18 protein-coding genes are annotated in these 24,785 nt (G+C 62.9%); 10 read left to right on the top strand and 8 right to left on the bottom strand.

What is annotated here, in order from left to right:
* Positions 1 to 67: 67 nt before the first annotated feature.
* A complete protein-coding gene (locus HU144_RS05965) occupies positions 68 to 2,500 on the bottom strand; it encodes a maltokinase N-terminal cap-like domain-containing protein (RefSeq protein WP_235350546.1) in 2,433 nt (810 codons plus the stop codon).
* 270 nt (positions 2,501 to 2,770) lie between these two features.
* Here HU144_RS05965 and ilvA point away from each other — a divergent pair, with 270 nt between their 5' ends.
* From ilvA to HU144_RS05940, 5 genes are all read left to right on the top strand, one after another.
* Entirely contained in the window at positions 2,771 to 4,057 is a 1,287-nt protein-coding gene (gene ilvA / locus HU144_RS05960; RefSeq protein WP_235350545.1) for a threonine ammonia-lyase IlvA, read from the top strand.
* Positions 4,058 to 4,128: 71 nt separating this feature from the next.
* Positions 4,129 to 5,157, top strand: a complete 1,029-nt coding sequence (locus HU144_RS05955) for an NAD(P)H-quinone oxidoreductase (protein WP_235350544.1) — start codon at positions 4,129 to 4,131, stop codon at positions 5,155 to 5,157.
* Between the two features lie 61 nt (positions 5,158 to 5,218).
* Complete coding sequence (locus HU144_RS05950; protein WP_328284276.1) at positions 5,219 to 5,734, top strand: proteasome activator; 516 nt, start codon at positions 5,219 to 5,221, stop codon at positions 5,732 to 5,734.
* On the top strand, positions 5,731 to 6,249 hold the full coding sequence (locus tag HU144_RS05945) for a hypothetical protein (protein WP_235350543.1): 519 nt from the start codon (positions 5,731 to 5,733) through the stop codon (positions 6,247 to 6,249). Before HU144_RS05950 ends, HU144_RS05945 begins: the two co-directional genes overlap by 4 nt.
* Entirely contained in the window at positions 6,246 to 7,070 is an 825-nt protein-coding gene (locus tag HU144_RS05940) for an HAD family hydrolase (protein ID WP_235350542.1), read from the top strand. Before HU144_RS05945 ends, HU144_RS05940 begins: the two co-directional genes overlap by 4 nt.
* A 112-nt stretch (positions 7,071 to 7,182) precedes the next feature.
* Here the strand turns inward: HU144_RS05940 and HU144_RS05935 are convergent, their stop codons facing one another.
* Positions 7,183 to 8,031 (bottom strand): HAD family hydrolase, encoded by an 849-nt coding sequence (locus HU144_RS05935; RefSeq protein ID WP_235350541.1) that lies wholly within the window; start codon positions 8,029 to 8,031, stop codon positions 7,183 to 7,185.
* Between the two features lie 28 nt (positions 8,032 to 8,059).
* Positions 8,060 to 9,340 carry a serine--tRNA ligase gene (serS, locus tag HU144_RS05930; RefSeq protein ID WP_235350540.1) on the bottom strand — a complete coding sequence of 427 codons (1,281 nt, stop codon included), beginning with the start codon at positions 9,338 to 9,340 and terminating at the stop codon, positions 8,060 to 8,062.
* Positions 9,341 to 9,437: 97 nt separating this feature from the next.
* On the opposite strand from serS, the gene HU144_RS05925 reads away from it, so the two are divergent.
* The 3 genes from HU144_RS05925 to HU144_RS05915 all read left to right on the top strand — a co-directional run bounded on the left by HU144_RS05925 (position 9,438) and on the right by HU144_RS05915 (position 14,541).
* Entirely contained in the window at positions 9,438 to 10,553 is a 1,116-nt protein-coding gene (locus HU144_RS05925) for a diacylglycerol/lipid kinase family protein (RefSeq protein WP_235350539.1), read from the top strand.
* A 228-nt stretch (positions 10,554 to 10,781) separates the two neighbouring features.
* Positions 10,782 to 12,971, top strand: a complete 2,190-nt coding sequence (locus HU144_RS05920) for a hypothetical protein (protein ID WP_235350538.1) — start codon at positions 10,782 to 10,784, stop codon at positions 12,969 to 12,971.
* A gap of 244 nt (positions 12,972 to 13,215) precedes the next feature.
* On the top strand, positions 13,216 to 14,541 hold the full coding sequence (locus HU144_RS05915) for a hypothetical protein (protein WP_235350537.1): 1,326 nt from the start codon (positions 13,216 to 13,218) through the stop codon (positions 14,539 to 14,541).
* 110 nt (positions 14,542 to 14,651) lie between these two features.
* On the opposite strand, the gene HU144_RS05910 is transcribed toward HU144_RS05915, so the two are convergent.
* The 4 genes from HU144_RS05910 to dnaK form a co-directional block, all read right to left on the bottom strand.
* A complete protein-coding gene (locus HU144_RS05910) occupies positions 14,652 to 15,089 on the bottom strand; it encodes a heat shock protein transcriptional repressor HspR (protein WP_235350536.1) in 438 nt (145 codons plus the stop codon).
* Between the two features lie 14 nt (positions 15,090 to 15,103).
* Positions 15,104 to 16,126 (bottom strand): DnaJ C-terminal domain-containing protein, encoded by a 1,023-nt coding sequence (locus HU144_RS05905; RefSeq protein ID WP_235350535.1) that lies wholly within the window; start codon positions 16,124 to 16,126, stop codon positions 15,104 to 15,106.
* A 145-nt stretch (positions 16,127 to 16,271) separates the two neighbouring features.
* Positions 16,272 to 16,991: a nucleotide exchange factor GrpE gene (locus tag HU144_RS05900; protein WP_235350534.1), complete on the bottom strand. Its 720-nt coding sequence runs from the start codon at positions 16,989 to 16,991 to the stop codon at positions 16,272 to 16,274.
* On the bottom strand, positions 16,991 to 18,853 hold the full coding sequence (gene dnaK, locus HU144_RS05895) for a molecular chaperone DnaK (RefSeq protein ID WP_198395931.1): 1,863 nt from the start codon (positions 18,851 to 18,853) through the stop codon (positions 16,991 to 16,993). Before dnaK ends, HU144_RS05900 begins: the two co-directional genes overlap by 1 nt.
* Before the next feature lie 450 nt (positions 18,854 to 19,303).
* Here dnaK and HU144_RS05890 point away from each other — a divergent pair, with 450 nt between their 5' ends.
* Complete coding sequence (locus HU144_RS05890) at positions 19,304 to 20,707, top strand: MFS transporter (RefSeq protein ID WP_235350533.1); 1,404 nt, start codon at positions 19,304 to 19,306, stop codon at positions 20,705 to 20,707.
* Between the two features lie 174 nt (positions 20,708 to 20,881).
* Positions 20,882 to 23,371, top strand: coding sequence for an excinuclease ABC subunit UvrA (locus HU144_RS05885; RefSeq protein WP_235350532.1), 2,490 nt, complete (start codon positions 20,882 to 20,884; stop codon positions 23,369 to 23,371).
* An 85-nt stretch (positions 23,372 to 23,456) separates the two neighbouring features.
* On the opposite strand, the gene HU144_RS05880 is transcribed toward HU144_RS05885, so the two are convergent.
* Positions 23,457 to 24,725: an alpha-hydroxy acid oxidase gene (locus tag HU144_RS05880; protein WP_235350531.1), complete on the bottom strand. Its 1,269-nt coding sequence runs from the start codon at positions 24,723 to 24,725 to the stop codon at positions 23,457 to 23,459.
* Positions 24,726 to 24,785 lie beyond the last annotated feature (60 nt).

Raw genomic sequence — 24,785 nt, 5'->3', positions numbered from 1 at the left:
AGGCTGAGCCACAACAGTTTCTCACAAACCGATTGTCATCTGCTAATCGGTTCCCGACGGACCGGCGTCAGTGCTTCGCTGAGCCGCTGCCCTGCTGAGATGCATCAGTGTGCATCTGCTCAGACATATCAGTCTGTGACTTTTCGGACTCATCAGTCCGCGGCTGCTCCTCCTGCACGACGTGTCGACCAGTCGAATCCGAATCCTCCGGGGCGGCACCGCGCGCAGCGAAAGTAGCAGGCACGGGCGAGACGACGAACTCGTCCTCTTCGTCCTCGAACTCCTCATCGTCGAAGGCCGACTGCTCGGCGAGGCTTGGGCGACGAATCCTGCTCGGCCGGGCAGCGCCGGTGAACTGCGCCGTCGGTTCCTGCCGGGGTGCGGAACGTGGCTGAGGTTCAGCGGATGCTGTTGTCTCGGAGTACGTGTCGACGGTGGTGTCGGCGTCCGTGTCGACGGCGGTGTCCGCGCCAGCAGCACTGTCTGTTTCGGTCACAGGGCCGGTGTTGGCTGTGGTGTCGGCGTCAGCAGCGTCCGTGTCAGCAGCATTGTCTGGGTCGACCTCGGTGTCGGCAGCGTCCGTGTTGATCACAGAGTCGGTGTCAGCCGTTACGTCCTTGCCTGCCTCGGAGGCGGTGTCGGTCCCAGCGTCCTTGCTGACCTCGGAGTCAGCGTCCGCCGCGGTGTCCGCGTCAGCGAGAGCCTCGTCGGCTTCGACCACGAGATCGGGCGTCCGCGATTCATCCGCGTCACTCGAATTGTCTTCGTCGCTTGAAGCCACCGTGTCGCTCGTTGCCTCCGTGGCACTCGAAACCTCTGCGGCGGTCGCGGGAACGCTGAGTTCCGCCTCGGCAGGAGTGTCACCGGAACGAGCCGGCTTGCCCTGGAGCACCAAAGCCAAGGTCGACAGCGGAACCGAGAGCCAGTTGGGACGATTGCGCAGTTCGGTGACGACCTCCACAAGGAGCCTGTCGATGAGGGCCGCGCGCAGGACAGGATCGCCGAGACCCAGGCTTTCGCCACGGGCACGAGAATAACCGCTGAGCAGCGAGTTCTGCACCTGCGAGGCCCAGAGGAATTCCGGGGAATCGTAGATGGCCCGCAGCGCTGACGCGTCATTGCCGAAGCCGTTGACGACGAGACCGCCGTCCTCGGATTCGAGCTCGCCGGTCCGCTGCAATCGTGCGAATCCGGCCGCGTAGTCAACGCTGCGCAGCAATGCCACGAGGTCGAGTGCCACCGGCTTCGGATCCGAGTTCGTCGAGTCCGTGAACTTCACGACCGAGTAGCCGTCGGTTCCTGAGCTCACTACGTGATCAAGAGTCAGCTCGCCATGGATCTTCTGCAGCACACCGATCGTATTCAGCGACTGCAGCTTCACGCGGTGGGCACGCAGTTCGGGCACCAGGGACTCCAGGGCCAGCGGCGCACGGCCCAGTGCCCAGTCGATGCGCTCAATCCACTTCTTAGCCAGAAGCCTCGTCGGCTCGCCCCGACCTTCGACGATGCCGAATTCGGCGGCCATGTCTGAGTGGAGCTCACCGATGCGGCGGCCCATCTCTGCGGCCTGAGCGTTATAGGCACCGATCGATCCGGAATCGACGGCGCAGACGATGTCCACTGCTTCGCGCCAGGCGGGTTCGGCGTCGACGTCCACATGCGACAGCAGCGCCATCGGAGCCTCCATCTCGGTGACCTCGAACATGTCGTACCACCGACCCGAGCCCCAGCCGATGACTTCGGGAACACTGCGGGAGCCCGCCTCGGTGAGCAGAACCGGGATCGTCAGCGATGACGGCATCCCGTTCTCGAGCACACGGAAGAAGCTGAGCTCCATCGGCTCGTACTCGTCGTGGATGATGACCGTCGATTTGTGGGCGCCGGAGTCGGTGACCTCAATGGGACGGATGTCGATGGGCAGCTCTTCACGAGAGTCCGTGACCAACGCAGCCTTCGATGGCTTCGGTGGGACCACCTCGGCGGGGGAATTGCCGCTGCCCGAGGCTGACCGAGACGCAGCCGACGCCGCCGGCACCGAAGACTGTGCAGGCTGGCTCTCTCGCGATGCTGCTGCCTTCTCCTGGCTGTGGCGCAGCGATTCTGTGCTCAGCTGGCCGCCGTCGAAGACCTTGCGCTTGGTGATCGCGTCGGCCATGAGATTGACGAAGACGGGGTCTGCCGCACCGTCATAGACGAAGACCGGTCCCAGTGCGAGGTCATCGATCCGACCGATCAGCGACTTGCGCAGGTGCATGTCTTCGACTCCGCGCAGTGAGAGCGGGATGTTGAGCCGACGCAGGGTCGGACCGTCACCGACAGAGATCACGGTCACGAGACCGGCGAAACCACCGAGCTCCTCAGCCTTATACACAAAGGCGCGAGCCACCGACATCGGGGTGATATCGGGGTCGGTACCGAAGTCTGCGGCGTGCTTCGGAAACCACGACTGCCGAGGTATCCAGCTGGCTAACAGTTGCTCCAGCTCACTGCTGATGGCCATGTCGCCTCCTTGAAGGAATTACGGGCATCTTCCATCCAATCATGTTACGGCCCTCGCGCTGTTCAGGGCGCACCAGAAATCATCAACTCCGCACCGCATTCCTTGCCTTCAACGCCCCGTCGCAGTGCCTTCAGCACCCCATCGCAGTGCGTTCAACGCCCCAGCGCAGTGCCGGTCGGCGGCAGCGGAGTGCTGGTAGGGCAGCTTGCCGGGTGTCCTTATCTCGGAACGAGTTGCACAAGGACAACACAGAAGGAGCACAATGGAGTCGTGTTGAAAAAAGACGTATCACCCCAGCAGCAGACACTCGCGAACGAGGTCGAAGCGGCCGCGACGCGAATTGCCGACTCTGTGATCATGTCTCCCCTGCAGATTTCGGAGCGGCTGTCCGCCGCCACCGGCTCCACCGTCTACCTCAAGCGCGAGGACCTGCAGATGGTGCGTTCGTACAAGATCCGCGGCGCGTTCAACTTCATGCTGCAGCTGGATGAGACCGAGCGTGCCCGCGGAGTCGTGTGCGCCTCGGCGGGCAACCATGCCCAGGGCTTCGCCCGCGCGTGCAAGGAACTGGGCATCCAGGGCACCATCTTCGTGCCCAAGACCACGCCGAGGCAGAAGGTCGACCGGGTCCGTCACTTCGGCGGCGACTGGGTCACGATCGAGATCTCCGGCTCCACCTATGACGACGCATCAGCACTGGCCCACCGGCACGCCGAACGCAACGATGCCCTGCTCGTCTCGGCCTTCGACGATCTTCGCACCATCGCCGGCCAGGGCACGGTCGCCGTGGAGATCGCCTCCCAGCTCGAGGCCGCACCCGACTACATCATCGTGCCTGTCGGCGGCGGCGGAGTGATCTCCGGAATCGCGGCCTATGCGGCTCACAACCTGCCGGCCACCACCGTCATCGGCGCCGAACCAGCGGGTGCCGCCTCGATGATCGCAGCACTCAAGGCCGGACGTCCGGTGACTTTGGAGAACATCGATCCCTTTGCCGACGGCACCGCAGTCAAGCGCGCCGGGGCACTGACCTACGACATCGTCTCCGACCTCGATGTCGATGTCCGCCCCGTTGCCGAGGGCGCAGTGGCCACAGAGATGCTCGACATGTACCAGGTCGACGGCATCATCGCCGAGCCCTCCGGGGCAATCGCCTCGGCCGCCATCGGGAAGCCGGGAACGGGCAAGCCGATCGCCATCAAACCGGGATCGACCGTCGTGTGCCTGGTCTCCGGCGGCAACAACGACATCTCCCGCTACCCGGAGATCTTGGAGCGCTCACTCGTCCACGAAGGCCTCAAGCACTACTTCATCGTCGACTTCCCGCAGGAGCCCGGCGCCCTGCGTCGCTTCCTCAACGAGATCCTCGGCCCCGACGACGACATCGCGATGTTCGAGTACGTCAAACGCTCTGATCGTGAAACCGGCCCTGCCTTCGTCGGCATCGAACTCGGCTATGCCGAGGACCTGCCGAACCTGCTCGAACGTATGGACGCCTCGCAGATCGAGATCGAACGCGTGCACCAGAACTCACCGATGTTCCGTCTCTTCGCCTGAGACCCTGCGGGCCTGGTCTCAGACGTGAAGTGACCTCGGCCGAATCTCGGCCGAACCACTAGAGTGGAATCATGCGAGCAATCACGATTTCCTCTCCAGGCGGCCCCGAAGTCCTTCAGGTCACCGAGGAGCCGACCCCGGACATCGCGGCCGACGAAGTGCTGGTCACAGTGCACGCGGCCGGCGTCAACCGCGCCGATCTGCTGCAGCGCCAGGGCTTCTACGACCCACCGGCCGGTGCCACGCTGATCCCGGGCCTCGAGGTCTCCGGAACGATCGCCGAGCTCGGCTCCGAGGTCACCGGGTGGAAGGTCGGCGATCGAGTCGCCGCTCTCCTCTCCGGCGGAGGATATGCCGAGTCGGTCCCTGTTCCCGCAGGTCAGCTGCTTCCAGTCCCTGACAGTCTCGACCTCACCGAGGCTGCGGGCCTGCCCGAGGTTCTGTCGACCGTGCATTCCAACATCGTCGGCAACGCGAACATCCAGGCCGGCGAATGGCTCCTCGTCCACGGCGGCGGATCGGGAATCGGCACGGCCGCCATCCAGATCGCTGCGCACCTCGGCGTGAAGATCGTCGTCACCGTCGGATCCGAACGCAAGGCCGAATTCTGCCGCAGCCTCGGCGCCGATGCCGTCATCAACTATCGTGACGAGGACTTCGTCGAACGCGTCCACGAGATCTGCGTTCGCCCCGACGGTTCCACCGGCGCCGACGTCATCCTCGACATCATCGGCGCGAAGTACCTGAAGTCCAACGTCAAGGCCCTGGGCACCGACGGGCGCCTCGTCATCATCGGCATGCAGGGCGGCGCGAAGGCCGAACTCAGCATCGCCTCGCTCATGCAGCCACGCAAGTCGGTCGCCGGCACGACGCTCCGGGCACGGCCCAAGGAGCAGAAGATCGAGATCGTCACCGAGGTGGCCGCACAGCTGTGGCCGGCAGTGATCTCCGGTGACATCCGCCCGATCGTCCACGAGACGATGCCCCTGTCCGATGCGCCCAAAGCGCATACCGCCTTGGAAGAGGGCGCGAGCATCGGAAAGGTGCTGCTCATCGTCGACGAGTCAACGCCTGCTGCGAAGTCCGAGCAGCACGTCTGAGGTTCATTGAGACTGAGGCCCAGCGCGTCTGAGCTTCAGCGCAGGAAGAAGGTGTCCGATCATGACCAGCACTCCCGAAAAGCCGACGGGTCCCGCCGGTGAATCCGTCGAGGAGTCATCGTCCGAGGTCGATGTGTCCTCCCCCGCGAAGGTGATGCGGATCGGGACCATGGTCAAGCAGCTCCTCGAAGAGGTTCGCAACACCGACCTCGATGAGAAGGGCCGCGAGCGTCTGGCAAAGATCCACCGCCGGTCGATCGACGAGCTCGAGGACGGCCTGTCCAAGGATCTCATCGACGAACTCGAACGCCTCGACCTGCCCTTCGACTCGAGCGATGGCCCTCCGACGAACTCCGAGCTGCGCATCGCCCAGGCCCAGCTGGTCGGCTGGCTGGAGGGACTCTTCCACGGCATCCAGACCGCGATCATGGCACAGCAGGCGATGGCGCAGCAGGGGCTTGCCGGGTATGGACAGCTGCCACCGGGAATGGTGGCACCCGGGACCGCTCCGAGCGCAGCCGGCAACGACCAGAATCAGGACGACGCCGACGACCGCCGCACCGGCAACTACCTGTGAAGAACATCTTCTCCGGGCTGCGAAAACCGGGCGGATCCTCCTCGCGCAAGGGCCCCGACCAGCAGTTCGGGACTGGACTCTGGCGCCATAACCGCGACCGGTTCATCCGCGCCGTCGACCGCTACTACACCACCACGGTGGCCATTCACGAGCTGTCGGCCGACGGCCGAAGTCCGTCTGCCGACGCGAACACGATCATCGAGGGGACGAAGCGCCTCAACGATCTGGTGCCTGTCGTCGACGAGATCACTGCGCGGCTGAACACCCATCACCCGGTCTCCGGGCAGGTCGTTCCCGGCCACACCCGAAATGCTGTCGGTGACACTCCGGAGCTGCTGACCAAGGCCTCGTCGAAGGTCGCCGAGGCGGTGCTCGCCGCATCGATGGCCCGCACCGAGATCATCGCCGGGCGACAGATCGGCCCCAGCGCGACGGCGACCGCACGCTTCATCTCCGACGCTGCGCAGCTGCTCGAACGCGTTCAGGAGAACCTGGATGGGCTGGGGCAGTCATGACACCACCTCAGGGCTTTGATCTGGGCCTCGTCGCCAGCGACATCGATGGCACGCTTCTGCTTGATTGGAAGCCCATCTCCACGGCCACGATCGATGCGATCCACCGCTGCCAGGACATGGACATCCCCTTCGTCCTCGTCACCGGTCGGCCGATCAGGTGGTTGGAGGCGATCGCGGCACAGATACCCGACCTCGGTCGTGTCATCTGCCTCAACGGGGCAGTCGTCTATGACATCGCCTCGGCGAGTGTGGTCTCTGCTCACACGATCGAATTCTCCGAAATTGAGAAGATCATCGCCACGATCACCGCGTCCCGCCCGGAGGCGCATTTCGCGTTCGAGACTCTCACCGGCGGACTCGTCGACAAGAACTTCATCTCCCGCAACCCCCGACAGGCCCACGTCATGGAGGACCTGTCGGAGCTGGCCACGCGTGATGTCGTGAAGATCCTCGTCAGCATCGGCTCCGAGGACTCAGCGGCCCTCCACGAGCTGCTTGATCCCCTGGTCGCCGCGAACTGCCATGCTTCGTTCTCAGACCCTGTCAACGGTCTCGTCGAACTGGCTCCGGCAGGTGTCACGAAGGCGAAGACGCTCGAGGAACTGTGCGACCACCTCGGCGTGGCCCGTGATCAAGTGATGGCGTTCGGGGACATGCCCAACGACATTGAGATGCTGACCTGGGCCGGGCACGGCGTCGCCATGGGCAATGCGCTGCAGTCAGTGAAGGATTGCGCTGCCACCGTCACCGACGCAGTCGACGAGGATGGCGTAGCACGTTACCTGAGTGCCGTGCTCGATGCCCGCGCAGGACGCCCCTAAAAATACCCGACGTCACTAATATCGGGCGGCGCCGCAATGAATTAGTGACGTCGGGTATTTTTAGCGAAGTACGCGGTCGCATCGCCGCGTCAGCACGAGCGGCCGCTGAGCCTCAGGTGTGGGTGGCGCGGGAACCGCTGAGCGAAAGCACCTCGCGGTCGAGGTGGAAGTAGTCGACGAGAGCGACGGCCAGGCCGTCGTCATCGACCGACTTCGTCACCACTGAAGCGTGCTGCTTGAGCACATCCTTCGACTGGCCCATGACGATTCCGTGATGAACCCACTCGATCATTTCGATGTCGTTGAGTCCGTCACCGGCGCCGATGCTCAGTTCGTGGTCGATTCCGAGTTCGGATTCGACGAGTTCGAGGCCACTGGCCTTCGAGACCCCGTCGGGGGCGATGTCGAGCCAGTTGCTCCAGCCCACCGAATAGCTGACTTCGTGGAGACCGAGACGATCGACAGCCTCGGCGAATTCCTCCGCAGTGCCGTTGACCTCTCGCATGACGATGCGGGTGGCGCGCTTCTGCAGGAGCTGCTCGAAGTCGACGATGTCGAGCGTGTCCGATTCCGCGAGCTCACCCGCGGGGAACGGTCCTGAGGCCCACCGGTGCAGGTCGGGGTCCTCAACGAGGAACAGTGCGTTCGGCAGTGCCTCGTGCATCTTCTCCAGAGCGTCCTTGGGGTCGAAGGTCACGACGTGGTGCATCTCCCAGCCCAGCGGCGAGGCCGGGTCGAGCTTGACGACGACGGACCCGTTCGAGCAGACGACGAACCCCTCCTTGAGGTCGAGCGCGTGGACGACCTCAAGCGCTCCGGGCAGCGCCCGTCCGGTGGAGATGACGAGGTGATGACCGGCTTCGGCGAGCTGGGTCAGCACCTGGCGGACGGAGTCGGACAGTGATCCGTCGTAGTTGACGATGGTGCCGTCGATGTCGAGCGCGATGAGGTGTTCGGGCAATTTCTCTCCAAGCTTGAGGATCGTGGCTTCAGTAACGCGGGCCCTCTGGTCCCTGGGCGGTCATGCCGCCGAGGTAGGGGCGCAGTGCCGCGGGAACCGTGACCGAGCCGTCCGCCTGCTGGTGGTTCTCCAGGATCGGGACGAGCCAGCGGGTGTTGGCCATGGTTCCGTTGAGTGTGGCGACGGGGCGGGTGGCTCCGTCGTAGCGTTCGCGGACCTGCAGGCGGCGTGCCTGGAAGGTCGTGCAGTTCGAGGTCGAGGTCAGTTCGCGGTAGGTGTCCTGTGTCGGGACCCAGGCTTCGCAGTCGAATTTGCGTGCCGCGGAGTCTCCGAGGTCGCCGGCCGCGGTGTCGATGACGCGGTAGGGCAGTTCGCACAGACCCAGCATCTTCTCCTGCAGGGACAGCATGCGCTCGTGCTCGGCCGCGGCGTCCTCGACCTCGACGTAGGCGAACATCTCCACCTTCTGGAACTGGTGGACGCGGATGATTCCGCGGGTGTCCTTCCCGTAGGAGCCGGCCTCGCGGCGGTAGCAGGAGGAGATTCCGGCGTAGCGCAGCGGACCGTCGCTCAGGTCGATGATCTCGTCCATGTGGAGTCCGGCCAAGGGCACCTCGGAGGTGCCGACGAGGAACAGGTCATCGGCTTCGAGTCGGTAGACCTCGTCGGCGTGCTCGCCGAGGAATCCGGTGCCGCGCATGACTTCGGGCTTGACCAGAGTCGGTGTGATGGTCGGGATGAAGCCGGCTTCTTCGGCCACGTCGCGGGCCAGGTTGAGCAGGGCCATCTCCAGCTTGGCACCGAAGCCGGTGAGGTAGTGGAAGCGCGAACCTGCGACCTTGGTACCCCGTGCGGTGTCGATCGCCTTGAGCGTCTCCCCGATCTCGAGGTGGTCGGCCGGTTCGAAGCCGTCGGTGCTGAAGTCACGCGGTTCGCCCACAGTCTTCAGGGTCACGAAGTTCTCTTCGCCGCCGGAGGGGATGCCTTCGACGATGAGGTTCGGAAGCTTTCCTGCGAGCTTGTCGAATGCGAAGCTCGCCTCGTCGGACTCGGCCTGCAGTGCCTTGACCTTGGCAGACTTCTCTTTGCCCTCTGCGATGAGCGCGGGCTTGTCCTCTTTGGCCGCTTTCGCGATCTGAGAGGAGAAGGACTTCTGATCGGCGCGCGCGTCCTCGTATGCCGTGATGGCAGAGCGGCGTGCGGAATCAGCGGCGAGGACTTCGTCAACGAGGTCGACGGATGAGCCGCGGGCCTCCTGCGATGCCTTGAACAGGTCCGGGTCTTCTCTGAGGAGCGCTAGATCGATCACCCTCTCAGCTTAACGGCCCTTGACTCTTTTCGACATTCGGGCGTCGCTCAGGTGGGTGGCCAGCTCCCTCTCAAGATGGGCACTGTAAATTTGAGACATGACCATCGCATTGGACCCCATGATGACGTGGTTCGTCGTCGCCGGCATCGTCGTGGTGCTGCTTGTCGCGTTCTTCGTCGGCCACCGCACCGGGACTCGTCGTGCCCTCAGCCGGGTCAGGCAGTACGCCCGAGGCAATGACCCCGATGCGCCAGAGTCTGAGAACTCCGCCCGCTACCGGGCAGCTCTCGTCGTGAATCCGACCAAGGTCGACGTCAACCGGTTGTCGTCGACCGCCGAGGCGATCTGCCGTTTCGAAGGCTGGAACCCACCGTTGGTCATCGAGACCACGCCTGAGGACTCCGGTGAGGGCGCCGCAACCCGCGCACTCGACGAGGGGGTCGACGTCGTCATCGCAGCCGGTGGGGACGGCACAGTCCGAGCCGTCGCCTCGGCGCTGGCAGAGACATCGACACCGATGGGGATCGTTCCGCTGGGCACCGGAAATCTGCTCTCGCGAAACCTCGACATCGTCCTCGACAAAACCGAGTGGGCGCTGCGGATCGCGCTGTGGGGCCGCAACCGCAAGATCGACGTCGGAACCGCCAAGACCGCCGAGGATGGGGACTCGCATGTCTTCACCGTGATGACGGGATTGGGCTTCGATGCCGCAGTCATGGCCGATACGAATTCCGATCTCAAGTCGCGACTGGGCTGGTTGGCCTATGTCGAGGCCGGGTCAAGGAAGCTCGTCGGCCGTCCCAGTCACGTGAAGGTGACCTTCGACGACGACTATCGGGTCTCGGCACGTGTGCGTTCAGTGCTCGGCGGCAACTGCGGCAAGCTGCAGGGCGGCATTCAGCTGCTGCCACAGGCCGTCATCGATGACGGGATGCTCGACGTCCTCATCGTCAGTCCGAAGAACCTAGGCCAATGGGTGGGCGTCCTTGCCTCCGTTCTGGGCCGGAAGACGTCGAAGGGCCTGCACACAGACATCAGGAAATGCCAGAAGGTCGTCATCGAATCCGGCGAGGAACTCGATGTGCAGCTGGACGGGGATCCGATCGGCCAGTCCGGATATCTGGCGATGGAGGTCATGCCCTCGTCGCTGACCGTTCGCGTGCCCACAGTGGAGCAGCGCAAGCAGATCCGGGCCGAGGCCTGGCCAGTCTGAGATTCGTGAGTGTCATGCCATATGAGAGCAGTTGCGCAGCTGATCAGCCGAACTCAGCTACTGGCTGGTCACATCACGAGAGTGTCTCTGAGTGCTCATTTCATTCATCAAAGTGTTACCGCGTTTTACCCTGACCAAAACGTACATAAGTAGTTTCGGGAATTCTCTGTGCCTAGGATGTCTGTCAGATGTGCATCCCCTCACACTTTCTAGATTGAAGGCACTCCAATGAAGAAGCTCATTCTCGCGCCGGCCGTGGCCCTCGCGTTCACCGGCCTGGTGGCCGCCCCAGTCGCCGCCGCCGAGGCCCCGTCCACTCAGTCCGCGTCTGCCAAGGCTGAGCAGGTCAAGAAGGAAAAGGCCGAGAAGCTTGCCGAGGAGAAGGCAGAGCAGAAGAAGGCCGACGAGGAAAAGGCTGCTGCTGAAAAAGAAGCCAAAGAGAAGGCTGCCAAGGCCAAGGCTGAGCAGGAGAAGAAGGACGCAGCCGAGAAGAAGGCTGCGGACAAAAAGGACGCGGCCAAGAAAGCAGCCGATAAGAAGAAGGCCGACGACAAGGCAGACGAGGAGTCCGGCGATGATGCCAAGGATCCGAAGAAGCCTGCACCTAAGGACGACGATTCCAAGGACTCCAAGAAGGACGACTCCGACGCCAAGGACGACGCCGAGAAGATCAACGCCAGCCTGAAGGTCTCCAACTCCTCGATCACGGCCGAAGACCTCGCAACCAAAGGCGTCAAGGTCACGGTCACCGGCCTGGAGAAGGGCGATAAGCTCTCGACCTCCGGTCTGACGGCTCCAGCCACCACAGCCTCTGCTGACGGCAGCAAGTCGCTCACCCTCGACTACTCCGGCGATGCTGAAGACCTCAAAGAGGGCAAGAAGAGCTTCACCATCAAGGTCCAGCGTGCTGGCGTTCCGGCGACGACCCTCTCAGGCTCAACCGAGGTCATCGAAGCCCAGGATGCCATTGACTCAGAACTCACAGTTGATCCCGACGAAGTGACCCCAGAAGATCTCGCCGACCCTGACAAGGGCGTCCAGGTCACCGTGTCGAATGCGGAAAAAGGGGATACGGTCACCGACAGCCTGACTGAAGAGGGCAGGACTGTCGACGCGGACGGCAACTTCACGTTCGGCGTCTATTACCAGGGCGATCCCGAAGAACTCGACGAAGGGCCGGTCCCCTTCACGGTTGAGATCAATCGCGAAGGTGAAGAGGCGGTCACCCTCAAAGGAGAAATCGAAGTCGTCGACGAAGTGTCGGATGCCGACCCGAAGGTCTCACTCAGCACCGACGAGATCACGGTCTCCGACTTCAAGAACGACGGGCTCAAGTTCACCGGCGAGGGCTTCACCCCCGGCGGCACCGTCAGCGTTAGGGGCGAAGCCGTTTCGACACAGCGCGCTGCCGCTCAGGCCGACAAAGCCACCGCCGACGAGGACGGCAATGTCAGCGGAGTTGTGACCGCGCCAGAATCGATCGAAGCAGGCAAGTACTCACTCACCTTCATCGACGATACGACCAGCGAGGAATCTGCTCCCGTTGAGGTCACCGTCACCGAAGATGACGACGCTGTTGATCCGATCGAGGCCTCGTTGAAGGTCGATCCCAAAGAGATCACAGCGGCGGATCTCGCCAACAAGGAGAAGGGCGTGACCGTCACCGTCTCAGGTGTCAAGAAGGGTGACAAGATCACCGACTCCCTGACCGGGGACACGGAAACCGCTGACGCCGATGGCGACTACAAGCTCCACCTCTACTACCAGGGCAATCCCGACAACCTCGAAGAGGGCAAGGTGCCGTTCACGGTCACAATCGACCGTGAGGGAACCGAGTCGGAGACGCTCAAGGGCAACATCAATGTCGTCGCCGAAGACAAAGGAGACGGCGATGACGGAGACAATGGAGACGGAGGGGACACTCCCGAGGCTCCAGCAGAAGCGTCGTTCACGGTCTCACCGAAGATGCTTGAAGCCGCCGACTTCGCCAACGAGGAGAAGGGCGTCACCTTGGCAGTCGAAGACTGCGAGCCCGGCTCGGACGTGCACTTCGCGGTCACACCCAAGGGCATCCCGGTCACAGCGTACGAAAACACAGTCAAAGCCGATGACGAGGGCAAGGCTTCGGTCAATGTCTTCGGCACCTCCGACAATATTTCGGCATATGTCGGCGCCTACACAGCCAGCGCAATCTGCGGCGATGACTCGATGAAGGAATCGTTCACAGTCACCGCCGGCGCAGACGGCGGCGGCAGCGACGGAAGCGACAACGGCGGAAACGATGGCAGCCAGCTGCCACGCACCGGTATAGACCTTGGCGGTCTCGCCTCGGGAGCGCTCCTCCTCATCATCGGTGGAGCAGCGATCGCCGTGACCGGTCGCCGCAAGAAGATCGGACAGTCACCCACCGACTTCTGAGTAAGTACTGCAGAGTGATCACTCGATGAAACTGATCATGTGAGCGCTTGAATGGGTGTGGCCCCGACTTCGGTCGGGGCCACACGCATTTCCAACAAGTCCGCCGTCCTAACTCACCAACGACGCCTGTGACGGATATGGACAACAAAGGTGAACACAACGACCACAACTATGCTCGTTGTATATATTTCATTATTGTTACCTGCGTAGGAGATCATCCTCAGTTGCTCAGACGAAGGACATCATGAAGAAGCTTGCACTCGCCCCCGCAGTTGCCCTGGCCATCACCGGCCTCGCCGCATCCCCCGTAATGGCTGCACCCACAGCCGACGCTTTCGGACAGACAAACATTCAGGTCAGCCAGAACGGCAGCCAGGCAGATGAAACCGAAGCTGCCGAGGACGGCAGCGAGGCTCAGGCCATCGAAGCAGCTGTCACTGTTTCGCCGAAAGAGATCACCCAGACCGATCTCCTCGACCCGGGCTTCACCGTCACAGTCACTGGCCTCGAAGCCGGAGACGTGGTCACGGACAACCTCACTAGTGAAGAGGTGACAGCCGAAGGCGACTCCGTGGAATTCACCATCCACAACGTGACCGGCGATCCCGCCGCCATCGATCCGGGTACTCTCAACTTCACGATCTCCGTCGTCCGCGGCGAAGAGACCAAGGAGATCCCTTCTCAGGTCGAGGTCATTGCTGACAACGAAGAGCCAGAGGCCCCCGAGGTCGACCCGAAGGTCACCCTCGACGATAAGAAGATCTCGGCCTCCGACTTCGAGAAGGATGGCCTCGAGGTCACTGGTGAAGGCTTCACCCCCGGAAGCACAGTCAACGTGATGGGGAACGCAACTCAGTCGCCCTTCTTCCATGACGAGGTCAAGGCCGACGAAGACGGCAAGATCAACACCACGGTCGAAGCACCCGAAGACGGCCTCGATCCCGGCGACTACTCGGTCTCCGCAGTCGATGCTGAGTCCGAAGAAGTGTCGAACTACGCCAAGTTCACCGTTACCGAAGACGAGACCGAAGAGCCGAAGCCGACCACGCCAGCGGTCGAAGCCACGCTGACCGTCTCGCCTGAGACCATCGACGCCGCTGACTTCGTCGTGGAGAACAAGGGCGTCACCCTGGCAGTCGAGAACTGTGAGCCCGGCTCGGACGTTCACTACGTTGTCACCCCTGAGGGCAACTCGAACGTCACCGCCTACGACAACACCGTCAAAGCCGACGACGAGGGCACGGCCTCCGTCAACGTCTACGGAACCTCTGCCGATGATGCTTCGGCCTACCTCGGCGACTACGACGTCAGCGTCACCTGCGGCGACGACGAGATGACCGGGGCCTTCACCGTCAGCGATGACGCCAACGCCGGTGGCAGCGACGGCAATGAGGACGGCGGCAATGGCGGAGGCGGTGACGGCAACGGAGGCGGTGGCGGCGACCTGCCTCGCACCGGTACCGAACTGACCGGCCTCGTCGGCGGAGCTGCCCTCCTCCTCATCGGCGGAGCCGCAGTCACCATGACCATGCGTCGCAAGAAGGTTGCTCAGGATCCTTCAGAGATCTGATCCCAGGACCTGAAACCGGAGTCAGAATCCGGGCATGACGAAGGGGCGATTCCGGTTGGAATCGCCCCTTCGTCATGTCGTGATCTGGTTGAGAGCGGCTGGCAGTCAGTTCACCTGCGCCGGAACCTGTTGTAGAGAACCATTGCGCCAGGTTCGGGCCGTCCCTGCGGACGTCTGCCGCGCGCAATCGAGACGACATCACCCGCGGAGCCGGCAGCGAAGACGCGTGCTTCGCGTTCCTTCGCAGACATCTGAGACCTGACTTCGGTCTCGAGCTCCTCGTTCCGGGATTTGAGGGCATCGACCTGGTTCTGCAGATCAATGATCTTCTTGATGCCCACCAGGTTCACGCCCTCGTCCTGCGAGAGCTGCTGGATCAGCCGGAGCTTGGCGATGTCTCGTCCCGAGTACCGCCGGCCTCTGCCCGCGGTACGCTCAGGGATGACGAGACCCAGACGGTCATACTGTCGCAGCGTCTGCGGGTGCATTCCTGCGAGGTCCGCCGCCACCGAAATGACGTACACCGCTGCACTGGTCGATATGTGCATTGTGCTTCACCACCTCAACTGGCCTTGGCTTTGTCGAGCAGACCATCCCGCGGATCCTCGTTCTCGGTCGCGGTACGGAATGATTCGACAGCGTCTTTGGCGTCCTTCGACAGGTTCTGCGGGACGACGATCTCCGCGGTCACCAGCAGGTCGCCGGTGCCCTTCTTCGATTTCACGCCCTTGCCGCGCAGACGCATGGTCCGTCCCGATGGTGTGCCCGGAGCGATCTTCATCGTCACCGGCATTCCGTCGAGCGTCGGCACCTTGACCTCGGCGCCCAGGGCGGCCTCGTCGAAGCTCACCGGCAGGTCCATCCGCAGATTGTCACCATCACGGGTGAACACGGGGTGCGGCTTGACCTTGATCGTAAGGATCACGTCGCCGGTCTCGCCGCCGTTGGGGCTGGTCTTGCCCTTGCCTGCCAGTCGGATCTTCTGCCCGTCCTTGACGCCGATCGGTGTCCGCACGGTCAGAGGCTTCCCGCCCGGCATGTTCAGCTTCACCGAGGCGCCGTTGATGGCTTCCGTGAAGGACAGAGTGGTGTTGGACTTGATGTCCCCGCCCTTGACCGGTGGCGAATAGCCGCCTCCGAAACCACCTCCGCCGTAGCCGCCTCCGCCGAATCCATTGAGCAGGTCAGCGAGGTCAGGGGGTACGTCTCCCCCGCCTCCGCCGTAGGGCGAGCGGGTCCGTGTCCGTCCGCCTCCGCCGCCGAAGAGGTCGGAGAATACGTCGTCGAATCCACCGCCGGCGCCGCCTCCTGGTCCTCCGGAACCGGTGAACCTGGCGCCGCCGCCCATGGCGCGGACCTGATCGTACTGTTCGCGAGATTCCTTGTCAGAGAGCACCTGATGCGCCTGGCCGAGCTCTTTGAACTTGTCTTCAGCCTTGGCATCACCGGGATTGGCATCCGGGTGATACTTGCGTGCCAGCTTGCGATAGGCCTTTTTGATCTCTGCGTCGGAAGCATCTTTGGAGACGCCGAGGGTCTTGTAGAAGTCCTTTTCGAACCAATCATTCTGAGGACCGGTATTCACCTGGCACCTCCTTCCGTGTCTTCTTCATCAGTGTATTCAATTGTCTCCTCACAATCCGCAACCCCGGGATCTTGATCCCGGATGATCCGGACCGCCGCCGAGGTGGTTCCACGTTGGCGGGACCACCTCGGCGAGGGCGTGGTTCTCAGTCTTCCGGCTGCTGCACGCCGACGCGCGCCGCGCGGATGATGCGCTCACCCATGCGGTAGCCCGGCTGCATGACCAGGAAGACGGTCGGAGTCTCAACGTCGTCCGAAGGCTGCTGCATGAGTGCCTCATGCAGTCGCGGATCGAACTCGTCGCCGACCTCACCGTACTGCTCGACGCCGACCTTGTTCAGCGAGTCGATCAGCTTGTTCACGTGGGTCTCGAAAGGCCCACTGACGTCACCGTTCTCCTGCGCCAGGCGCACCTCGTCGAGCACGGGGATCAGGGCTTCAACAGCCTTGATCGTGCCACCGGTTGCTGCCCGCTCGCGTTCGCGATCGGCCCGCATCCGGTACGCGGCGTACTCGGCGTTGATGCGCTTGAGGTCGGCCAGGTGCGCTGCGGCCTCAGTTCCCGGTGCGGGTTCGGCGGCCTCTTCGCCCTGTGCTGCCTCGGTGTCGTTCAACGTCGAAGCATCGGCTGGAATGTCAACGCCGAGGTCACTGGCATCGGCCAGATTCTCATCGGTATCTTGGACGCCCTCGGCGCCTTCGGCACCAGCGGCGTCGTTCGCGGCATTCGCCTCACCAGCCTCCGCCGAGGCCGACGCTGCGTCGGCCTCGGGGCGGAGCTCGCCGGTGTCCGGATCAATCCGGCGCTTGTCGCTGAAGGTGAAGCCTGGCTCCTCGGACGACGGATCGTTGCCCTCGGCAGTCATTACTTCTTCTCCTCGTCCTCTTCATCGACAACCTCAGCGTCGACGACATCGTCATCGGCACTTGCATCAGCATCGCCTGCTGCCTCTTCACCAGCGGCGCCTTCGGCACCTGGCTGGTTGTAGATGGCTTCGCCGATCTTCTGCTGGTTGGCGACGAGCTTGTCGTAGGCCGTCTTCACGGCGTCGTCGTCTTCACCCTTGAGCGCTTCCTTGAGAGCCTCAACGTCCGAGTTGATCTCGGTCTTGACCTCTTCGGGCAGCTTGTCCTCGTTGTCGGTGATGAGCTTCTCGGTCTGGTAGGCGAGGTTCTCCGCATTGTTGCGAGTGTCAGCGGCCTCACGGCGCTTCTTGTCCTCGTCTGCGTGCTCCTCGGCTTCCTTGACCATGCGGTCGATGTCTTCCTTCGGCAGTGCGGAACCGCCGGTGATCGTCATCGACTGCTCGGTGCCGGTGCCCTTGTCGGTGGCCGACACGTGCACGATGCCGTTGGCGTCGATGTCGAAGGCGACCTCGATCTGCGGCACGCCACGAGGGGCCGGAGCGATGCCGGTCAGTTCGAAGGTGCCCAGGTTCTTGTTATCGCGAGTGAACTCGCGCTCACCCTGGAAGACCTGGATCGACACGGAGGGCTGGTTGTCCTCGGCGGTGGTGAAGGTTTCCGAGCGCTTGGTCGGGATCGGGGTGTTGCGCTCGATGAGCTTGGTCATCACGCCGCCCTTGGTCTCGAGTCCCAGCGAAAGCGGGGTGACGTCGATGAGCAGAACGTCCTTGCGTTCGCCCACGAGGACACCGGCCTGCACGGCTGCGCCGATCGCGACGACCTCATCGGGGTTGACGCCCTTGTTGGGCTCCTTGCCTCCGGTGAGTTCGGTGACGACGGCGGAGACGCCTGGCATACGGGTCGAACCGCCGACGAGGACGACGTGGTCGATCTCGGAGACGGACACGCCTGCGTCCTTCATGACTGCGTGGAACGGAGCCTTGGTGCGCTCGAGGAGGTCCTTGGTCAGGTCCTCGAACTTCGCGCGGGTCAGGGTCTCATCCAGGTGGATGGGTCCGTTCTCGCTCATCGACAGGTACTGCAGCGAGATGTTGGTGCTGGTAGCCGAGGAGAGTTCCTTCTTGGCCTGCTCCGAGGCTTCCTTCAGTCGCTGGATTGCGGTCGCGTCCTTGCTCAGGTCGACGCCGTAGCCGTTCTTGACCTCACCGACGAGCCAATCGACGATGCGCTGATCCCAGTCGTCGCCGCCGAGGCGGTTGTCGCCCGAGGTCGCACGGACCTGAATCGTGGAGAAGTCGTCTTCGTCCTTGCCGACTTCGAGCAGGGAGACGTCGAAGGTGCCGCCACCGAGGTCGAAGACGAGAATGGTCTCGTCTTCCTTGCCGCGCTCGAGGCCGTAGGCCAGAGCTGCAGCGGTGGGCTCGTTGATGATGCGCGAGACATTGAGTCCTGCGATCTCACCGGCATCCTTCGTGGCCTGACGCTCGGCGTCATTGAAGTATGCGGGGACGGTGATGACTGCGTCGGTGACGTCTTCCTGCAGGTATTCCTCAGCGTCGTGCTTGAGCTTCTGCAGGATGCGAGCCGAAACCTCAGGGGCCGACATCTTCTTGCCGCCGATTTCGGTGGACCAGTCGGTGCCCATGTGGCGTTTGACCGAGGCGACGGTGTTCTTGATGTTGGTGACGGCCTGGCGCTTGGCGATTTCGCCGACCAGGGAGTCGCCGTTCTTGTTGACAGCAACGACGGAGGGGGTCGTGCGACCGCCTTCCGCGTTCGCGATGACCTTAGGGTCACCGCCTTCGAGGACTGTGACGACGGAGTTCGTGGTTCCGAGGTCGATTCCAACTGCACGTGCCATAACGTTGTCTCCTTACATATCGTGAGTGATCTCGACTCGAATGTGTGCGATCGGGCGGATCCACCACCGGGCTTCCACAGCATTTCCTGCTGCGGGGACGAGCGGTGGACCCACTCGACCGCACACATTGAGCCAACTGCACTCAAGTATTATCTTCGTGATCCGAGCAGTCAAGCTCGGCATCATGAAAGTTGCGTACACTAGACTCAACTTTGCGGAGCGAGGGTTTATTCCGCGGGGGAGAAAAAGTTTTTGCGACCGCTTGCAGGTTCCATCGATGATGGCATCGAGTCGACCGCGAGCATTCTTATCAGCGGCGACAAAGCACTGATTTCCTCACCCGATGGGCGATTCCGTTCGGAATCGCGAGGGTCCTTCCACGATAGGGTCATTGCTCAGGGTTTATGCGACGATCGGAAAGCAGCAAGGATCATCACGGAGAGGACACCGGTGGCAGACGGCGACTTCCTCCTTCGCCGCCCGTGGGTTCTCGTGGTCGTATTGACATGTGTCGCGACGAGCACCGCGTTCATGCAGACCCTGGTCGTTCCGATCCAGAACCATCTTCCTGAGCTTCTCGATGCTCCGCGGAGTGCCACCGCGTGGGTACTGACCATTGCTCTGCTGGTCGCAGCCGTCACGACTCCGATCTCGGGGCGTCTGGGCGATATCCTCGGAATGCGCAGGGTCATGATTGCACTGCTTGCGATGATGACTCTTGGCTCCCTGATAGCTGCACTGTCAGGCGAACTGACCTGGCTGCTCGTCGGACGGGCACTCCAAGGCGTGAGCATGGGAGCCACAGCTGTCGGCATTTCGATGATGAGTCTGGTCGATAACCGCAAGATCCGCATCGCTGGCATCAGCATCATCAGCTCCAGCATGGGCTTCGGGGGCGCGATCGGTCTGCCACTCGCCGCGTGGATCGCTGAGATCGGAGATTGGAAGCTTCTCTTCTGGGCGACGGCTGTCCTTGGAACCATCAATCTCACCGCTGTCCTCTTCGTTGTGCCCAGCACCGATCGCCTTCGGCAACGCTTCGACTGGTTTGGGGCGTTGATGCTCTCTGCCGGGTTGGGTGGGATTCTGGTGGCGGTTTCCCAAGGTCCGGTGTGGGGGTGGTCTTCGCTGGCGACGCTTGGACTCGGCGGAACGGGGATCGTTGTGCTCTTCGTCTGGGGCCTGCACGAGTTGCGCACCCGCGACCCGCTGATCGATCTGCGCATCATGTCGAAGTTCCCGCTGCTGATGGTCAGTCTGGGTTCAATCGCTCTCGGCTTCGCCTTCTTCGTCCAAGAGGTTTCGTTCCTGCAGATTCTCGAACTGCCGGTTCGCACCGAAGCAGGCTTGGGTCTGAGTATCCTGTGGGCGAGCATGGCCTTGGTGCCCTGCTCCTTGGCGATGATGGCCGTCGCGCCCCTCGCTGCAACCATGACCGATCGTTTCGGAGCTCGTGTGACTGCGGTTTTGGGTTCGGTGATCTCTATGGTCGGATACCTCATCTCCGTGGTCTGGCACGCCGAAGTTTGGCAGCTCATCATCGCCAGTGTGTTCGCCTTGGCAGGGGTGGCGATAGGGTATGCGGCCATTCCCACTCTGGTCATGGCCGAGGTGCCCTACTCGATGACTGGTTCCGCGATCGGTGTCAATGCTCTGATGCGCAGTGTGGGAACGAGCTCGGGTGCAACTGTGACGGGAATGGTGCTGGCGGTGCAGCTGGAGTCATCGGCCGGATTCGCGGCGCCGAGCCCTGGTGGGTTCGTTGTGACCTTCTGGCTGGGCTTCGTCGCCGCGGCGCTGGCCGCTGTGTTGTTTTGGATCTCTGGTCGGCGACGGCCGGGAGTGCTGCTGTAATAGACGATGGTTTCCGTCTGAGCACAGCTGGGTATCGCTACAAGATAACGAGACATGACATGTCCAGCTCCCCGTCACCGGCAGGGATGCAGGAGACGCTGACGGTAAGCGCAGTCGATGTGGGCAAGTACCGTCTCGGTCGCGCTCATTTCGTTGCGCGAGGACAATGGAGCCATGAGCAATCACCAGGTGATCGAGGTTCGAGGCGCCCGCGTGCACAATCTGGCGAACATCGATGTCGACATTCCCTTGGGCAGACTCGTCGGCATCGCCGGCGTCTCCGGTTCGGGCAAGTCGTCCCTGGCCATGGGAGTCCTGTACGCGGAAGGCTCTCGGCGCTACATCGAAGCCCTGTCCACATACACTCGCCGCCGGATGAGCCAAGCGCCGCGTGCCGACGTCGACCGGGTCAGTCACGTGCCTGCCGCACTGGCTCTGCGACAGCGTCCGGGGATCCCCGGCGTCAGGTCGACCTTCGGCACGTCCACTGAACTGCTCAACGTCGTCCGGCTCATGTTCTCGCGCCTGGCATCACATGTCTGCCCGAACGGCCACCGGCAGGAACCGACACTCAATGTTGCGGCAGAGGAGCCGTTCGCCTGCCCGTCCTGTGGAGCAGATGTCGAGGCTCCAGGAGCGGAGGAGCTGGCCTTCAATTCGGTCGGAGCCTGCCCATCATGTGACGGCACTGGCATCGTGCGCGAGGTCGACGATGCTTCTCTCATCCGCGATGAGGACATGAGCATCGACGATGGAACGGTGATTCCATGGCAGATGTTCGGCTTCAACGTCCAACCGCAGATCGCACGCGAATTCGGCGTCCGCACGGACATCCCTTGGAAGGAGTTGAGCGCCGAGGAGAAGACCATCGTCTTCGATGGCCCGGAAGAGAAGAAGCACATCGCCGTCACCTCGAAGAAGGGGCTGCACGAGCTCGACTTCACCTTCCGCAATGCGCGACTGACCGTGAGCGAGGAGCTCAAACGCGCCACGGATGAGAACCGACTGTCTCGGGTGAGCCGGTTCCTCACCGAACACACCTGTACCACGTGCCACGGCACCCGGCTCGCACCTGCGGCGTTGCTGCCGAAGATCGGCGATCTCAATCTCGCCGATGTCACCGCCATGACCCTGAGTGAACTCGCCGATTGGGCCGGCACTGTCGCCGACACCGTGCCGAAGACGATGCGCTCCATGTCCGAGGCACTGACCGGCACACTCGGGCACTTGTCGAAGCGACTGCTCGACCTCGGCCTGAGCTACCTGTCGCTCGATCGTGCCGGATCAACACTGTCCACCGGCGAGCGCCAACGCGTGCAGCTGGCTCGAGCCGTACGAAACGAGACCACCGGGGTCCTCTATGTCCTCGACGAGCCCTCGATCGGCCTCCATCCCTCGAACATCCGCGGGCTCCAAGGGGTCATCTCCGACCTGCTCGAAGAGGGCAACTCCGTTGTCATGGTCGACCACGACCCGCTCGTGCTGCGTGACTGTGATCATCTCATCGAGATCGGCCCCGGCTCCGGCAACGACGGCGGGACGGTCGTCGCCACCGGAACGGTAAGCAGCCTCGGCGACAATCCGAATTCTCTTATCGGTGGGTTCCTCACCGGAAGAGAAGAAAGCCTTGTCCGCACCTCTGCGGCACCCGATCAGGTCTTCGACAAGGGGACGATCAGGCTGCGCACCTCCCCCATCCACACCGTGCATGCGCTCGACGTCACGATCCCTCGGGGACGGATCACCGCTGTCACCGGAGTGTCCGGATCCGGGAAGAGCACGCTGGTTCTCGACAGCCTCATTCCCGCACTCCGCGCAACGGATCAAGCCCGTCCGCCTTCGCACGTCACCTCGATCGAGGGCGCCGGAATCGAGAAGGCCAGCGTCGTCGACGCCACCCCGATCGGGGTCAATGTCCGCTCGACCGTCGCCACATACTCGGGCATCCTCGATGAGCTCCGGCGTGCCTACGCCAAACTCGACTCGTCGAAGGCCGCCGGTCTGAGCGCCCGGGACTTCTCCTACAACACAGGTTCTCTGCGGTGCCCACGCTGCGAGGGCACCGGTGAGATCACCCTCGACGTGCAGTTCCTCCCCGACGTCGACATCGCCTGCCCCGACTGCGAGGGCCGACGCTACGGTCCCGACGCCGAGGTTCATCGTCGTCCCGGTGCTTACGGTGAGATTGCGCTGCCCGAGCTGATGGCCATGACCGTCGCCGAGGCTGCCGAGCACGTTGCCGACCTGAGGAAGGTCACCACACGGCTGCAGGCACTGCAGGAGGTGGGGCTGGGATATCTCACCCTCGGCGAGGCGACTCCGGCCCTGTCCGGCGGTGAAGCGCAGCGTCTGCGTCTCGTCTCAGAACTCGATCGGACGCAGACTGGCACCCTGTTCGTCTTCGACGAGCCCACCATCGGGCTCCACCCTTTGGACGTACGAGTGCTCATCGGCGTCCTGCAGCGACTCGTCGATCAGGGAGGCACCGTCGTCGTCATCGAACACGACCTCGATGTCATCGCCAACTCCGACCATGTCATCGACATGGGCCCGGGTGGCGGAGTGGACGGCGGTCGCATCGTGGTCGCCGGCACTCCGAATCAGGTCGCCGATGCCAAGGACAGCGTCACGGGACAATATCTGGCGAAGGAGGCGTCCCCCTGACCAGCATTCGACGGGTGAGCTGGCAGCAGTCTCCGAGGTGAAGACCGCTGCCGGCTCAGGAAGACCTCTGCCGCTCAGACAGCAGTCACACGGACTTCGTATCCGGGTCCGCACCGTCCAGCTGACCATCCCGGCTGAACCTGCGCAGCTGGGTCACATGGCTCGGGTTGAGCTCGGCGACGTTTGAGACCTGAAGCAGCTTCATCGTCCGCTCAACCTGCTCGCTGAGGATCGCGATCGTGCGATCGACGCCTTCCCTGCCACCGGCCATGAGCCCGTAGAGGTAGGCCCGGCCGATGAGTGTGAAGTCCGCACCCAGGGCCATTGCCGCGACGATGTCGGCACCATCGCGGATTCCCGTGTCGACGATGATCTCGAGGTCCTTGCCGACTTCCTTCACGACAGATGGCAACAGCTCGAAGGGAACCGGAGCGCGGTCGAGCTGTCGCCCGCCATGGTTCGAGAGCACAATGGCATCGACGCCGAGATCGGCGAGCTTCCTGGCATCGGCAACAGTCTGGACGCCCTTGATCGCCAGCTTGCCTGGCCACATCTTTCGGATCGTGGCCAAGTCGTCGAAGTCGATCGATGGGTCCATGGCCGAGTTGAGCAGCTCGCCGACCGTACCGCCGGTCTCGGACAGGGATGCGAACTGCAGCTTCTCCGTCGTCAGGAAGTCCCACCACCACCAGGGCCTGGGGATGGCGTTGAGAACTGTCTTGGGTGAGAGCTGCGGCGGGATGGAGAACCCGTTGCGACTGTCCCTGATCCGGGCGCCCGCGATCGGAGTGTCCACGGTGAAGAAGAGCGTGTCATAGCCTGCCGCAGCCGCCCGCTCGACCAGACCGTAGGAGATCTCCCGCTGGCGCATAACGTAGAGCTGGAACCAGTTGCGCCCATTCGGGTTGACCTTCTTCACGTCCTCGATCGAGGTCGTGCCCAAGGTGGACAGGGTGAATGGAATGCCTGCCGCGCCGGCTGCGGAGGCACCGGCGGTCTCCCCTTCTGTCTGCATCAGCCGAGTGAACCCTGTGGGCGCAATGCCGAAGGGCATCGCCGAGCTGCCGCCGAGGATCTGCGTCGTCGTATCGACCTGCGACACATCGTTGAGGATGGAGGGGTGGAACTCGATGTCTTGGAATGACTGCACCGAGCGCTCCATCGAGATTTCGCCTTCTGCCGCGCCGTCTGTGTAGTCGAACGCGGCAGCAGGAGTGCGTCGCTTGGCTATCTGGCGCAGGTCCTCGATCGTGAACGCCGATTCAAGACGGCGCTTCCGGGAGTCGAGCTCGAACTTCTTGAACTTCATCAGCTCGAAGATCTCGGACGGATTGGGCAGTTGTCTCTTGACCATTGGCGCAGTCTCTCTCTTTCTCTTCAGTTCGTATTCTTCAGGGGTCAGGGTTCAGTCTTC

Source organism: Brevibacterium sp. UCMA 11752, from assembly GCF_021532235.1.
In the GTDB taxonomy this organism is placed as follows: domain Bacteria; phylum Actinomycetota; class Actinomycetes; order Actinomycetales; family Brevibacteriaceae; genus Brevibacterium; species Brevibacterium antiquum.
The sequence above is the reverse complement of the archived record's forward strand: the minus strand, read 5'-3'. Positions and strand labels throughout refer to the sequence as shown.